Annotated in this window: 11 protein-coding genes; 5 read left to right on the forward strand and 6 right to left on the reverse strand. The window is 57.6% G+C overall.

Annotation, left to right across the window (positions count from 1 at the left end; translation table 11 throughout):
• Positions 1-78: 78 nt before the first annotated feature.
• Positions 79-2,358 (reverse strand): CHASE2 and HATPase_c domain-containing protein, encoded by a 2,280-nt coding sequence (locus tag GIW02_RS05350; RefSeq protein WP_236410590.1) that lies wholly within the window; start codon positions 2,356-2,358, stop codon positions 79-81.
• A 3-nt stretch (positions 2,359-2,361) separates the two neighbouring features.
• Entirely contained in the window at positions 2,362-3,312 is a 951-nt protein-coding gene (locus GIW02_RS05355; RefSeq protein WP_456361623.1) for a FecR family protein, read from the reverse strand.
• 254 nt (positions 3,313-3,566) lie between these two features.
• Here GIW02_RS05355 and GIW02_RS05360 point away from each other — a divergent pair, with 254 nt between their 5' ends.
• Positions 3,567-4,289: a response regulator transcription factor gene (locus tag GIW02_RS05360; protein ID WP_236410588.1), complete on the forward strand. Its 723-nt coding sequence runs from the start codon at positions 3,567-3,569 to the stop codon at positions 4,287-4,289.
• A 104-nt stretch (positions 4,290-4,393) separates the two neighbouring features.
• On the opposite strand, the gene gyrB is transcribed toward GIW02_RS05360, so the two are convergent.
• Genes gyrB through dnaA form a run of 4 tightly spaced genes read right to left on the reverse strand, consistent with a single transcriptional unit; the run spans position 4,394 to position 10,602 of the window.
• Complete coding sequence (gene gyrB / locus GIW02_RS05365; RefSeq protein WP_236410587.1) at positions 4,394-6,811, reverse strand: DNA topoisomerase (ATP-hydrolyzing) subunit B; 2,418 nt, start codon at positions 6,809-6,811, stop codon at positions 4,394-4,396.
• Positions 6,812-6,815: 4 nt separating this feature from the next.
• A complete protein-coding gene (recF, locus tag GIW02_RS05370) occupies positions 6,816-7,919 on the reverse strand; it encodes a DNA replication/repair protein RecF (protein WP_101265038.1) in 1,104 nt (367 codons plus the stop codon).
• 20 nt (positions 7,920-7,939) lie between these two features.
• Positions 7,940-9,043 carry a DNA polymerase III subunit beta gene (gene dnaN, locus GIW02_RS05375; RefSeq protein WP_122675238.1) on the reverse strand — a complete coding sequence of 368 codons (1,104 nt, stop codon included), beginning with the start codon at positions 9,041-9,043 and terminating at the stop codon, positions 7,940-7,942.
• A 38-nt stretch (positions 9,044-9,081) separates the two neighbouring features.
• Positions 9,082-10,602: a chromosomal replication initiator protein DnaA gene (gene dnaA / locus GIW02_RS05380; protein ID WP_236410586.1), complete on the reverse strand. Its 1,521-nt coding sequence runs from the start codon at positions 10,600-10,602 to the stop codon at positions 9,082-9,084.
• 586 nt (positions 10,603-11,188) lie between these two features.
• Here dnaA and rpmH point away from each other — a divergent pair.
• Genes rpmH through yidC form a run of 4 tightly spaced genes read left to right on the forward strand, consistent with a single transcriptional unit; the run spans position 11,189 to position 13,667 of the window.
• Positions 11,189-11,323, forward strand: a complete 135-nt coding sequence (gene rpmH, locus GIW02_RS05385) for a 50S ribosomal protein L34 (RefSeq protein ID WP_003213577.1) — start codon at positions 11,189-11,191, stop codon at positions 11,321-11,323.
• 16 nt (positions 11,324-11,339) lie between these two features.
• Positions 11,340-11,744 carry a ribonuclease P protein component gene (gene rnpA / locus GIW02_RS05390; RefSeq protein WP_236410605.1) on the forward strand — a complete coding sequence of 135 codons (405 nt, stop codon included), beginning with the start codon at positions 11,340-11,342 and terminating at the stop codon, positions 11,742-11,744.
• On the forward strand, positions 11,737-11,982 hold the full coding sequence (yidD, locus tag GIW02_RS05395; protein WP_010207715.1) for a membrane protein insertion efficiency factor YidD: 246 nt from the start codon (positions 11,737-11,739) through the stop codon (positions 11,980-11,982). Before rnpA ends, yidD begins: the two co-directional genes overlap by 8 nt.
• Positions 11,983-11,984: 2 nt before the next feature.
• Positions 11,985-13,667 carry a membrane protein insertase YidC gene (gene yidC / locus GIW02_RS05400; RefSeq protein WP_236410585.1) on the forward strand — a complete coding sequence of 561 codons (1,683 nt, stop codon included), beginning with the start codon at positions 11,985-11,987 and terminating at the stop codon, positions 13,665-13,667.
• Positions 13,668-13,677 lie beyond the last annotated feature (10 nt).

Consider the following 13,677-nt stretch of genomic DNA (forward strand, 5'->3'; position numbering starts at 1 on the left):
AGGTGCATAAGTTTTTTCCGCATTAAAAAACCGGTCCTTGAGACCGGTTTTTTATACACAGCGAAAACGTCGGCTTTTTCACTCCTCCAGCACAGGCAACTGCAGGGTAAACGTAGTGCCTTTGCCCAGCGTACTCTCGCAGCTGATGCGCCCCCCATGGCGCTCCACAACCGCCTTGACCATGGTCAACCCCAACCCCAGCCCATCGCTGCCCTGAGCAGAATCGAAGCGCTTGTACTGGCTGAACAGTTCCGGCAAATCCTGCTCAGCGATCCCCGGGCCCTGGTCGCTGATGTGGCAATGCAGCCAGCCGTCGAGGGTGTCATGCCGCAGGCGCACCGTCGTGCCAGAGGGCGAATACTTGACCGCATTCTCCAACACGTTGAACAGCGCACGGGTCAGCAGCGATTGGTCGGCTGACACCATGCCCTCATCGGCTTCATCCAGGTCGTGGACCAGATGGATACCCTTGAGCTGAGCGATCACCGCCACCTGGTCAAACGCATCCATCACCAGCATGGCGAACAGCGTCGGCTGAAACTGGTAACCGTCGGCCTCGGCCTTCGCCAGTTGCACGAACGACTCGGTAAGGCTCAACGCGCGACGCACCTGCTGCTCGATCTGGGTAAAGACCGCTGACTCGCCATTGTGCACATCCAGCAGTGCAAGGATCGCCGAATGCGGTGCGCGCAGGTCATGGGAGAGGAAACGCAGCATGGTTTCCCGATGCTGCTGAGCCTCGCGCTCCTTGCTCAGGTCGGTGAGGCTCAGCAGCCAGCCCAGTGCTACATCGCCTTCAGCGGGAAGCAAGGGCGCCAGCTCCATGCGCAGGCTGCGTTGGTGGATATCACGGAACTCAACCAACTGCAGTGCCGAGAGGGCAGGGCGCACACCGTTGTGCAGGGGCGGGTACCCGAGGTCGGCCAATTGCTCCAGCAGGTTGTGGTTGACCAGCTGATTGCCGAACACCTCCCGGGCAATCCGGTTGGCCAGCAGGATATTGCCCTTGGGATCGGTGATCAGCGTTGCCACCGGCAGGCACTCCAGGCCATCGGCCATAAAGCGGCGGGTATCGCGTGTGCGGCTGACGGCTTGCTCCAGGGCAAAGATGCGCCCCTGCAATACATCGCCTTTGCTGGCCGGTGCACGGCGGCGCTCGGGCAGCACTTTGGGTTCGTTATCCAGGCGCGCCAGTTCCCAGCCAAAGTAGGCGAGGATCACGCTGAGGCGGCGCCAGTTCCAGATCAGGTAGCTGAGCAGCAGGCCGATCAGGCAGGCAGCAGGCGACCACCAGTGGCCCAGGCGCAACAACATCCATGAGCCGAACAGCGCCGCGACCATGCAGCCCAAAGTCATCCACAGTGCATAACGTGGGCGATAGAGCAGCAAGCCCAACAGCACCGCCACCAGCGAGGTGGCCAGGCATGCCGCCAGCCATCCGGGCAGGTCGACAATGCTGCGCCCCTGCAGCAACCCATTGAGTACGTTGGCCTGGATTTCTACACCAGCCGTGGTGCCGACCGTGGAGGAGAGCGGTGTGACAAAACGATCACCCATGCCAGAGGCAGTGCCGCCGACCAAAATCAGACGGTTGCGCAGCCGCTCAGGCGGCACTTCACCGCGCAATACACTGACATACGACACGCTGGGGAAGTGGGTATGGGGCGCGATAAACGGGATACGAATCGCATGCTCCCGGTGCCAGGCTGGCGGGGTCGATTGCCGAGGCTCCCCAGGCATCTCTGCAGGTTGGCCACTCATCTCATAGGCCAGCCACGCCAATTGCGGGGCCGTGGCATCGGGCGGGCCTTCACGCATATAAAGGCTGCGGACAACGCCGTCGCTGTCTGCTTCGACATTGATATGACCGACCCCCTTGGCACATTTGAGCAGGGGCAGCATTTGTGCGCCCGCTTGGCTGTAACTCGCAGGGCCCTCACGCACCAGTGGCAACAGTACATTGCCGGCGTTGCACACCGCGTCGGCCAGGCGTTTGTCGTTTGCGGGGTCTCCGGGCTCGCTGAAGATCACATCGAACAGAATGCCGGCCGGTTGCGCCGCGCTCAGGCGGTCGATCAGGTCAGCGTGCAAACTGCGCGGCCAGGGCCACTGGCCAAGTTTCTTGAGGCTGGCGTCGTCAATGGTGACCAGCAAGATCTGCGGGTCCACCGGCAGCGGTGTGAGGCGGCGCAGGCTGTCATACAGCGGGTTGTTCAAGGCCAGGCCAGGGCTCAACGACAGGTAGGTGGTGAAGGGCAATAACAGCAAGCCGATGCACAGCCACTCGCGCACCAGGCGATGGAACAGGCGCTGGGCATGCGTGGGTTGACGTTTTTCGGCCTTGCCCCAAAGCATCATGGTTCAACGCACCTGTGCAGTTGGCGGGTAGTAGAAGATGTCATAGACCCCGGTTTCCCCTTCCAGACCGTGCTCATCATAAGCCGACACACGCACGTGATAGAACGACGCTTTGAGCCCAGTGAAGCTCAATTTCGGCGCGGTGGAAAAATTTTCCTGTTGGATGTTCATAAAGCTTTTATCGGTAGCGACCTGAGCACGATAACGCCGCGCACCGGGCAGCGGCCGCAGGTACAAACTCCATACCGGCGCTTCGCCTTTTTGCCCGTTCTGGCCAATCAGCTTGGGAGCTGCAAGCAGTTCCACAGGCTGCAGAGCACCCTGGGTCTTGAATAGCAGGCCCTGCCGAGCGCCCACTTTTACCTCGTCCTCTGCTGGGCGAGCGTTGGTTTGGCGCTTGACTGCGACTTGGCCGTCCAATACCTCGAGCACCGATTGCCCACCGTCGTCGTGTACCCGAAAGTGCGTACCGCGCACGCCCAGCACGCCCACCGGCGTGACGATCTGGAAGCGATCATGCTCACTGGTGCGCTTGATCACGTACGCCTCGACCTGGCCTTGTTCGAGGGTAACCTGAGGAACCGATCGTTCAGGCGCCACGTGCAACCTAACCTGCGAACCAGAGGGCAATACAACGCGTGATCCGTCGCCCAACAGCAGGCTGACAAAGGCATCCGGCGAGGTCTTCACGCCTTCTTGCTCGTCAATGGTCATGCCTTCTTTCAAGACGCTTGCCTGACCTTGGCGATCGAGCTTCCAGGCCTCGCCACTGAGATGCTGGACCACCGCCGGCAATGGCTGCGCACGACACAGCAGGTTGTCATCGATATAGGCCGGGCGGATTTTGGCAGATGCATCCGCAGTACTCAGCGCCACGATCAGCAACGAGGGGAGGGCGTAGCGCAGGCGAGAGGTAGAAAGGGCTTGGGTAGTGATCAAGGTTGGCGATTCCATATCGGCGCACGAGAGATTACGGCAGCGCATGTGTCGGCTGATCCTTTTACTTACCGTCGGGAGCCGGTATCTTTCCCACATGGGTGTAGAGGTCTTTCATGGATTAACCGCCCGCTGGTTTCAGCGTATAGAGAGATCCAAGGGGCCGTTGAATCTGACCACAATTATTCAGATTCAGTGGCCGGCAACTGCGCAGTATGTGCCGTTTATTGATGGCCGTCGGCTGCCATATTTTTAGTAGAAGGACCCACGACATGCGTGTCGCAATACTGGATGACGAGCCTGCTGAATTACGACGGGTGGAACAGACACTGCGACAAATCCCCAGCACTGCCGAACAGCCTTGGACCCTGCATTGTTTTGAACGCGGTGAAGACCTGCTGCGCCAGTTGCGCCGGGAAACGTTTGACCTGCTGATCCTCGATTGGCAACTGCCCGATATCACCGGTATCGCGTTGCTGCGCTGGACCCGCGAACACATGGAGTCGCCCCCTGCCGTCATCATGCTCACCAGCCGCGATGCGGAGAGCGATATCGTCACGGCATTGAACAGCGGCGCCGACGACTATGTCAGCAAACCCTTTCGCCCCAACGAACTCAAAGCACGAGTGACTGCGGTGTTACGCCGCCACGGTTTGCACAAGTCGGCAACCCACGAAGTCCAAAGCTTTAACGACCTGACATTCGACGATGCGGAGCTGACCGTCACCCGCGCCGGGAAACCTATCAACCTGACCGAGCGCGAGTATCGCCTGGCCAGTTGTCTGTTTGCCAACCTGGCACGGCCGCTCTCCCGAGAGTACCTCTACGAGCGTTTCTGGACCCATGAAGAAATGGTTTCGTCCCGGCCGCTGGATACGCACATCTATCGCCTACGCAATAAGCTGGGGCTGACCGCAGATCGGGGTTGGCAACTGCTGACCATCTACGGATACGGCTACCGCCTGGAAAGCGTTACGGTGCCCTCACACAACTGAAAACATCGATGTTCCACGTGGAGCATTTTAAAAATGCTCCACAGCCCGCAATAAAAAAGGCCAACGCTAAGCGTTGGCCTTTTTGTTTTAGCAGGTCTACCTGATCAGAAGTCCAGGTTGGACACCGCCAGGGCGTTGCTCTCGATGAAGTCACGGCGAGGCTCGACCGCATCACCCATCAGGGTGTTGAAGATCTGGTCTGCGCCAATGGCGTCTTCGATGGTCACGCGCAGCATGCGACGCTGAGCCGGGTCCATGGTGGTTTCCCACAGCTGATCCGGGTTCATTTCACCCAGACCTTTGTATCGCTGGATGGTGTGACGCTTGGTGCTTTCGGCCATCAGCCAGTCAAGGGCTTCCTTGAATTCCTTGACCTGCTTCTTGCGTTCGCCACGCTGAATATAAGCGCCGTCGTCCAGCAGAGTGCTCAGTTGCGCGCCCAGGGTAACCACGGTCTTGTAATCGTTGCTGCCGAAGAAGTCTCGGTTGAAGGTGACGTAGTTCGACAGGCCGTGGGAGATCAGTTCGACCTCTGGCAGCCATACATTACGTTCACGGTCTTCGCGCAGGCTGGCTTTGTACACCAGGCCAGACTTCTCGACGGTGCGCAGGCGTACTTCGTACTGAGCCAGCCAATCCTGCATATGAGCGTGATCGCCCAACTGCTCCAGGCTGATGGCCGGCAAGTAGATGAAGTGCTCGGTCAGCTCCTGCGGGTACAGGCGCGACAGACGCTTGAGGGTCTTCATCACCATACGGAAGTCGTTAACCAAGCGTTCCAGTGCACCACCGGAAATGCCCGGGGCCTCGTCGTTCAAGTGCAGGCTGGCATCTTCCAAGGCCGACTGCGTCATGTACTCTTCCATGGCGTCGTCGTCTTTGATGTACTGCTCTTGCTTGCCTTTTTTCACTTTGTACAACGGCGGCTGAGCGATGTAGATGTAGCCACGCTCGATCAACTCCGGCAACTGACGGAAGAAGAAGGTCAACAGCAGGGTACGGATGTGCGAACCGTCGACGTCAGCATCGGTCATGATGATGATGTTGTGGTAGCGCAGCTTGTCGATGTTGTACTCGTCACGGCCAATACCGCAGCCGAGTGCCGTGATCAAGGTGCCGACTTCCTGAGAAGAAATCATCTTGTCGAAGCGAGCCTTCTCGACGTTGAGGATCTTACCCTTCAACGGCAGGATGGCCTGGGTGCGACGGTTACGACCCTGCTTGGCGGAACCGCCAGCAGAGTCACCTTCCACCAGGTACAGTTCGGAGAGGGCAGGGTCCTTCTCCTGGCAGTCAGCCAGTTTGCCCGGCAGGCCAGCGATATCCAGCGCGCCTTTACGGCGGGTCATCTCACGGGCTTTACGCGCCGCTTCACGGGCACGGGCTGCGTCGATCATCTTGCCGACAACCAGCTTGGCCTCGTTCGGGTTTTCCAACAGGAAGTCGGAGAAGTACTTGCCCATCTCCTGTTCCACTGCGGTCTTCACTTCGGAAGACACCAGCTTGTCTTTGGTCTGGGAGCTGAATTTAGGGTCCGGCACTTTCACCGAAATAATTGCAGTCAGGCCTTCGCGCGCGTCGTCACCGGTGGTGGCGACTTTGTGCTTCTTGGCCAACCCTTCGGCTTCAATGTAGGTGTTCAGGTTACGCGTCAGTGCGGAACGGAAACCCACCAAGTGAGTACCGCCATCGCGCTGAGGAATGTTGTTGGTGAAGCACAACAGGTTCTCGTTGAAACTGTCGTTCCACTGCAGGGCGATTTCCACGCCAATGCCGTCTTCACGCTGAATGTTGAAGTGGAACACCTGGTTGACCGCAGTCTTGTTGGTGTTCAGGTATTCAACGAATGCGCGCAAACCGCCTTCGTACTTGAACAGCTCTTCCTTGCCGCTGCGTTCGTCTTTGAGGACGATACCCACACCGGAGTTGAGGAAGGACAGTTCACGAATACGCTTGGCCAGGATGTCCCAGCTGAAGTGGATGTTCTTGAAGGTTTCAGCCGATGGCTTGAAATGGATCTGCGTACCGGTGGATTCACTGTCGCCAACGATTTTCATCGGCTCTTGTGGCACACCATGCACGTAGGTCTGTTCCCAGATTTTGCCGCTACGGCGCACAGTCAGGATCAGCTCTTCGGACAGAGCGTTCACCACCGACACACCCACGCCGTGCAAACCGCCGGAAACCTTATAGGAGTTGTCGTCGAACTTACCGCCGGCGTGGAGCACGGTCATGATGACCTCTGCCGCCGAAACGCCTTCTTCTTTATGCACGTCTACCGGAATACCGCGGCCGTTGTCGCGCACAGTGATGGACTCATCCGGGTGGATGATGATGCTGATGTCGTCGCAGTGACCGGCCAGAGCTTCGTCGATGGAGTTGTCGACCACCTCGAACACCATGTGGTGCAGACCGCTACCGTCATCAGTGTCGCCAATGTACATACCGGGACGTTTGCGTACGGCATCCAAACCTTTCAGCACTTTAATGCTGGTCGAGTCGTACGTGTTTTCTTCGCTCATGCCTTCACTCCCGATGGTCGTGGGTCTGGGTGATACGGCCCTGTTCCACGTGGAACAAAGCAACTGGCGTTTCCGTCTGCCAGCCTTCCCTCAATAATTCGTGGTCTACACAGGTGATAAACACCTGGCAGCGTAAGTCTTCCAACAAGCGGCATAACGCGCGACGGTGCTGCTCGTCGAGTTCGGACGGCAGGTCATCCACCAGATAAATACACTGACCACGCCTGGCCTGGCTAACCAGGTGGCCTTGGGCAATACGCAGTGCGCACACCACCAACTTCTGCTGACCCCGGGACAAAATGTCCGCGGCATTGTGTGCGCCCAATCTAAGACGCAAATCAGCCCGTTGGGGTCCGGCCTGGGTGTGGCCAATTTGCTGATCCCGCTGCAGAGACGTGGCGAGCACAGCACTTAGCTCGCGCTCTTTGTCCCAACCACGGTAGTAACTCAGCGTCAGGCCCTCGAGATCCAACAACTCACTCAAGGTCTGCTCAAAGACTGGTTTCAAGGCTTTGATATAGGCGCGGCGGTATTCATCAATTTCGTCGCTGGCCAGGCACAGTTCCCGGTCCCAGGCCGCTTGCGAAGCGGCGTCAAGTGTACCATGCCGCAGCCACGAGTTCCGCTGCCGCAGGGCCTTCTGCAGGCGCTGCCAAGTGGCCATAAACCGTGGTTCCACGTGGAACACTCCCCAATCGAGGAATTGCCTGCGGATTTTCGGCGCGCCTTCCAACAACCGAAAGCTGTCAGGGTTGATCAGTTGCAACGGCAGAATTTCTGCTAGCTGTGCTGCACTGCGAGCATTTTGCCCATCAATGCGAATTTGGAACTCGCCGCCGCGATCACGGGATATGCCCAGGGCACTGTGCCCACCTTCAGCCAGTTCAACCTGGCCAAACACCGTGCACGCCAATTGTTCGTACTGGATAACCGGTAAAAGGCGGGCGCTGCGAAACGAACGAGCAAGCCCCAGCAAGTGAATGGCTTCCAGCACGCTGGTTTTGCCACTGCCGTTGGCGCCGTGGAGGATATTGATGCGGGGGGAGGGGGAGAAGGTCACCGGGTGCAGATTGCGCACCGCGGTGACCGAGACGCGACTGAGGGACATCTAGCTTCTGCTGAGCATGATTACAAACGCATCGGCATAACAACGTAAGCCGAGTCGTCGTTGTCGGATTCCTGCACCAGGGCGCTGCTGTTGGAGTCCGACAGAATCAGGCGAACCTGTTCGGTGGTCATCACACCCAGCACGTCGAGCAGGTAGCTCACGTTGAAACCAATCTCCAGCGAGCCGCCGTTGTAGTCAACGCCCACTTCTTCTTCAGCCTCTTCCTGCTCCGGGTTGTTTGCCTGGATTTTCAGCTGACCGTTGGCCAGTTGCAGACGAATACCACGGTACTTTTCGTTCGACAGAATTGCGGTACGGCTGAACGCTTCACGCAGGGCTTGGCGATCACCGATCACCGTCTTGTCGCCGCCTTTAGGCAGTACGCGTTCGTAATCCGGGAATTTGCCATCAACCAACTTCGACGTGAAGGTGAACTCGCCGGTGGTCGCGCGGATGTGGTGCTGGCCCAGCACGATGCTGACGTTGCCGTCCGGCTCGGTGAGCAGGCGCGCCAATTCAAGGATACCTTTGCGCGGCACGATCACCTGGTGGCGATCCGGCTGGCCGATATCGGCACGCATCGAGCACATGGCCAGACGGTGACCGTCGGTGGCCACGGCGCGGATGATGCCTTCGGAAACTTCCAGCAGCATGCCGTTAAGGTAGTAACGCACGTCCTGTTGGGCCATGGCGAAGCTGGTGCGCTCGATCAAACGACGCAGTTTGCTCTGCTCCAGGCTGCACGTCAGCGACCCTGGACCTTCTTCAACCGTCGGGAAATCATTGGCCGGCAAAGTAGACAGGGTGAAACGGCTGCGACCCGCCTTGACCACCAGCTTCTGCTCATCAACCTTGATGTCGATCAGGGCGTCGTTGGGCAGGCTCTTGCAGATATCCATCAGCTTGCGCGCCGGCACAGTGATCTCGCCCGGCTCCGCAGGCTCTTCCAGCTGCACGCGACCCACCAGCTCGACTTCCAGGTCGGTACCGGTCAAAGACAATTGCTGGCCTTCGACTACCAGCAATACGTTGGAGAGCACCGGCAAGGTCTGTCGGCGCTCGACGACGCCTGCGACCAGTTGCAGGGGTTTCAACAGGGCTTCGCGTTGAATGGTGAAATGCATGGTCTAGTCCCTTGCCTTAATAAGCTGCGCTGGTGTCATCAAGTAGTCAGTGTACGCAGCAGGTTCTTGTAGTCCTCGCGAATATCCGCGTCGGATTCCTTAAGTTCGTTGATCTTGCGGCACGCGTGCAAAACCGTGGTGTGATCGCGACCGCCAAACACATCACCAATTTCCGGCAGGCTGTGGTTGGTCAACTCCTTGGAGAGCGCCATAGCCACCTGACGGGGACGCGCCACCGAGCGCGAGCGGCGCTTGGACAGCAGGTCGGAAATCTTGATCTTGTAGTACTCGGCCACGGTGCGCTGGATGTTATCCACACTCACCAGTTTGTCTTGCAGGGCCAGCAAGTCTTTCAGGGATTCGCGAATCAGCTCGATGGTGATATCACGGCCCATGAAGTGTGAGTGCGCGATGACCCGCTTCAGCGCGCCTTCCAGCTCACGCACGTTGGAGCGAATGCGTTGGGCGATGAAGAAGGCTGCGTCATGCGGCAGATCGACCTTCGCCTGATCGGCTTTTTTCATCAGGATCGCGACGCGGGTTTCCAGCTCCGGCGGCTCTACCGCGACGGTCAGGCCCCAGCCAAAGCGCGATTTGAGGCGTTCTTCCAGGCCTTCGATTTCCTTGGGATAACGGTCACTGGTCAAGATGACCTGTTGGCCACCTTCGAGCAGGGCGTTGAAGGTATGAAAGAACTCTTCCTGAGAACGCTCCTTGCGGGCGAAGAATTGAATGTCATCGATCAGCAAGGCATCAACCGAGCGGTAGAACCGCTTGAACTCGTTGATGGCATTGAGCTGCAAGGCCTTGACCATGTCAGCGACGAAGCGCTCCGAGTGCAGGTACACGACCTTGGCATTCGGGTTCTTCTTTAATAGATGGTTACCCACTGCGTGCATCAAGTGGGTCTTACCCAAACCCACGCCACCATAAAGGAAGAGCGGGTTGTAGCCGTGCTTGGGGTTATCGGCCACTTGCCAGGCGGCCGCGCGGGCCAGCTGGTTGGATTTACCTTCGACAAAGTTCTCGAAGGTAAACGTACGGTTCAGGTAGCTGGTGTGCTTGAGCGCACCTTCAACCTGCACGGTGCGTTGCTCGGCGCGGACCGGAGCCTGCTGTGAGCTGGCGCCTGCCATAGGGTCGAAGCTGTCGCGGGACGGCTCTTCATTAATAGGCGCGTTTTTCTGCGCCGAGGATTTCGACGGAGCCTGGGCGACCGGCGCCGGCGAGTTATTAACAGGCGCCGCCGCGGCCTGAGCCTGCGAGGCGCTCGCTGCCAATGGCGCATTCGGCGCAGCACGCGGTGCTGAGCTGCGTTTGCTGCCGATTAACAAGGAGAGCACGGGCGCGAGGCCGTTGCCGTGTTCATCGAGCAATTCGAGAACGCGGCTCAGGTACTTCTCGTTGACCCAGTCGAGAACAAAACGGTTGGGTGCATAGACACGCAACTCGTCGCCTTCGGCTTCGACCTGTAGCGGGCGGATCCAGGTGTTGAATTGCTGGGCAGGCAGCTCTTCGCGCAAAAGCTCCACGCACTGCTGCCAAAGTTCCACTGACACGGATATCCCCTAAGTTGAAAGCCGGTGAGGCAAAAACAGCCGCCATTGTAGCGATCAGCCGCCCACTTATCCACATGTAGGTTGCGCACAGGCCACCCAAAATCAATGCGTTAAGCACAAAAAAGTCGACCAGCGGTCTGTGCATAAGCTCTGTGGATAAGCGCCCCTGAGCTCGTTGCACAAGTGGGGGTTAAAGTCTGTGGGTAACCGGCCTGTGGATAACATGCCATTCCACACACAGCTTATCCGATAGCGCAGCACAGGCAGAGCACCGTTTCTCCCCCGTGTTGTCATTCTCTGTACATCAGGCAGAATATGGCCTCAAGGCACTTATCCACAGATGATCGACGCCCTAGCTTTTATAAGCTTTACAGAAAAGCTTTAAATAACTTCCTTCTTTATTTTTATATCTATGGCACTGCTCATGAAAGGCGAGCGGATGGAAAAGGTCACGTTGCGCCCCAGAGATCTAATTAAAGGAAAAGCTGGTTGGAAATTGACCTAGAGGCTTGCTTTCACTAGAATCGCCGGTCTCTTAAAACGGGGGCCATTCCGGCCCGTTGTGGACGAACCAGGTAACAACGCCATGAAACGTACTTTCCAACCAAGCACCATCAAACGCGCCCGCACCCACGGTTTCCGTGCTCGCATGGCTACCAAGAACGGCCGTGCTGTCCTGTCGCGTCGTCGCGCCAAAGGTCGTGCGCGTCTGGCAGTTTGATAATCCGGTACTGGTGGTGAGTCAGGACTTCAGTCGGGAAAAGCGTCTGCTAACCCCCCGGCATTTCAAGGCAGTCTTTGACTCCCCCACCGGCAAGGTTCCGGGGAAAAATCTCCTGCTCCTTGCGCGTAACAACGATCTTGATCACCCCCGTCTCGGGTTGGTGATTGGCAAGAAGAGCGTAAAGCTCTCCGTTGAGCGCAATCGCCTCAAGCGTCTGATGCGCGAATCGTTTCGCCTCCACCAGGACAGTCTGGTTGGTTGGGATATTGTTATCGTCGCGCGCAAAGGCTTGGGGGATGTAGAAAACCCCGAATTGATTCAGCATTTCGGCAAGCTCTGGAAACGTTTGGCGCGTACCAACAAGCCAGCACCAGCAGTCAGCACCGAAACTGTAGGGGTAGACAGCCTTGATGCGTAAACTGGCCCTCGTTCCGATCCAGTTTTATCGCTATGCCATTAGTCCTCTGATGGCCAGCCACTGTCGTTTCTACCCCAGTTGTTCCTGCTACGCGTTAGAGGCCATAGAAAATCATGGTCTTCTGCGCGGTGGCTGGCTGACCTTTCGTCGTTTAGGTCGCTGTCATCCGTGGAATCCCGGTGGTTATGACCCGGTTCCACCTATCCCTACCTCCCGTTCTTCTTCGATGGCCGAGTAATCATGGATATTAAACGCACGATCCTGATCGTCGCCCTGGCAATCGTGTCCTACGTCATGGTCCTAAAGTGGAACCAGGACTACGGCCAGGCTGCCCTGCCGACTCAGAATGTTGCTACCAATCAGGCTGCGCCGGCTATTCCGGACACCCCGCTGGGTAACAATGCGTCCGCGAGTGCCGATGTTCCCAGCGCGAATGGCGAGACAAGCGCCCCTCTAGAAACGCCAGTGGTCACCAATAAAGACCTCATCCACGTTAAAACGGATGTGCTCGACCTGGCTATCGACCCACAAGGTGGCGATATCGCGCAGTTGAAACTGCCGCTGTATCCACGTCGCCAAGACCATCCTGATGTACCGTTCCAACTGTTCGATAACGGTGGTGAACGTACTTATCTGGCGCAAAGCGGCCTGACTGGCACCAATGGTCCGGATGCGCGTGCTACCGGTCGTCCGGTTTATTCGACCGAACAGAAGACTTATCAACTGGCTGACGGCCAGGACCAGTTGAATGTTGACCTGAAATTCACTCAGGACGGCGTCAACTACATCAAGCGCTTCAGCTTCACTCGCGGTTTGTACGACTTGAAGGTCACTTACCTGATCGACAACACCAGCGAAAAACCTTGGAGCGGCAACCTGTTTGCCCAACTCAAGCGTGATGGCAGCTCCGATCCGTCCTCCAGCACTGCCACCGGCACCGCCACTTACCTGGGCGCCGCCCTGTGGACAAGTAGCGAGCCGTACAAAAAAGTGTCGATGAAAGATATCGACAAGGGCGCGCTGAAAGAAACGGTTCAAGGTGGTTGGGTAGCGTGGCTGCAACACTACTTCGTCACCGCGTGGATCCCGAACAAGGGTGAAGCAAACCTGGTGCAAACCCGCAAGGACAGCCAGGGCAACTACATCATCGGCTTCACTGGCCCGGCGTTGACCGTCGCTCCAGGTGCCAAGGCTGAAACCAGCGCTACTTTGTACGCCGGTCCGAAAAGCCAGGCTGTGCTGAAAGAGTTGTCCCCAGGTCTGGAATTGACGGTGGACTACGGCATTCTGTGGTTCATTGCCCAGCCGATTTTCTGGTTGCTGCAACATATCCACAGCATTGTGGGTAACTGGGGCTTCTCGATCATCTTCCTGACCATGCTGATCAAAGGGATCTTCTTCCCTCTGTCGGCTGCCAGCTACAAGTCGATGGCGCGCATGCGTGCTGTTGCACCGAAACTGGCTGCTCTGAAAGAGCAACATGGCGACGACCGGCAGAAAATGTCGCAAGCCATGATGGAGCTGTACAAGAAAGAGAAGATCAACCCGCTGGGCGGTTGCTTGCCGATTCTTGTGCAGATGCCGGTATTCCTGTCGCTGTACTGGGTACTCCTGGAAAGCGTAGAAATGCGCCAGGCCCCGTTCATGCTGTGGATAACTGACCTGTCGATCAAAGACCCGTTCTTTATCCTGCCGATCATCATGGGCGCGACCATGTTTATCCAGCAGCGTCTGAACCCGACTCCGCCGGACCCGATGCAGGCCAAGGTAATGAAAATGATGCCAATCATCTTCACCTTCTTCTTCCTGTGGTTCCCAGCTGGTCTGGTTCTGTACTGGGTGGTCAACAACGTGTTGTCGATCTCTCAACAGTGGTACATCACACGTAAGATCGAAGCGGCTACCGCAAAAGCCGCGGCGTAACTTACTCTGT

This window comes from Pseudomonas syringae (genome assembly GCF_021606685.1).
Classification (GTDB): Bacteria; Pseudomonadota; Gammaproteobacteria; order Pseudomonadales; family Pseudomonadaceae; genus Aquipseudomonas; species Aquipseudomonas syringae_R.

Excerpts from the sequence above, each read along its gene's own strand:
- yidD (WP_010207715.1), top strand. The coding sequence starts at position 11,737 with ATGCGTAAACTGGCCCTCGTTCCGATCCAGTTTTATCGCTATGCCATT.
- GIW02_RS05355 (WP_456361623.1), bottom strand. The coding sequence starts at position 3,312 with ATGGAATCGCCAACCTTGATCACTACCCAAGCCCTTTCTACCTCTCGC.
- yidC (WP_236410585.1), top strand. The coding sequence starts at position 11,985 with ATGGATATTAAACGCACGATCCTGATCGTCGCCCTGGCAATCGTGTCC.
- GIW02_RS05360 (WP_236410588.1), top strand. The coding sequence starts at position 3,567 with ATGCGTGTCGCAATACTGGATGACGAGCCTGCTGAATTACGACGGGTG.
- recF (WP_101265038.1), bottom strand. The coding sequence starts at position 7,919 with ATGTCCCTCAGTCGCGTCTCGGTCACCGCGGTGCGCAATCTGCACCCG.
- dnaN (WP_122675238.1), bottom strand. The coding sequence starts at position 9,043 with ATGCATTTCACCATTCAACGCGAAGCCCTGTTGAAACCCCTGCAACTG.
- gyrB (WP_236410587.1), bottom strand. The coding sequence starts at position 6,811 with ATGAGCGAAGAAAACACGTACGACTCGACCAGCATTAAAGTGCTGAAA.
- rpmH (WP_003213577.1), top strand. The coding sequence starts at position 11,189 with ATGAAACGTACTTTCCAACCAAGCACCATCAAACGCGCCCGCACCCAC.
- GIW02_RS05350 (WP_236410590.1), bottom strand. The coding sequence starts at position 2,358 with ATGATGCTTTGGGGCAAGGCCGAAAAACGTCAACCCACGCATGCCCAG.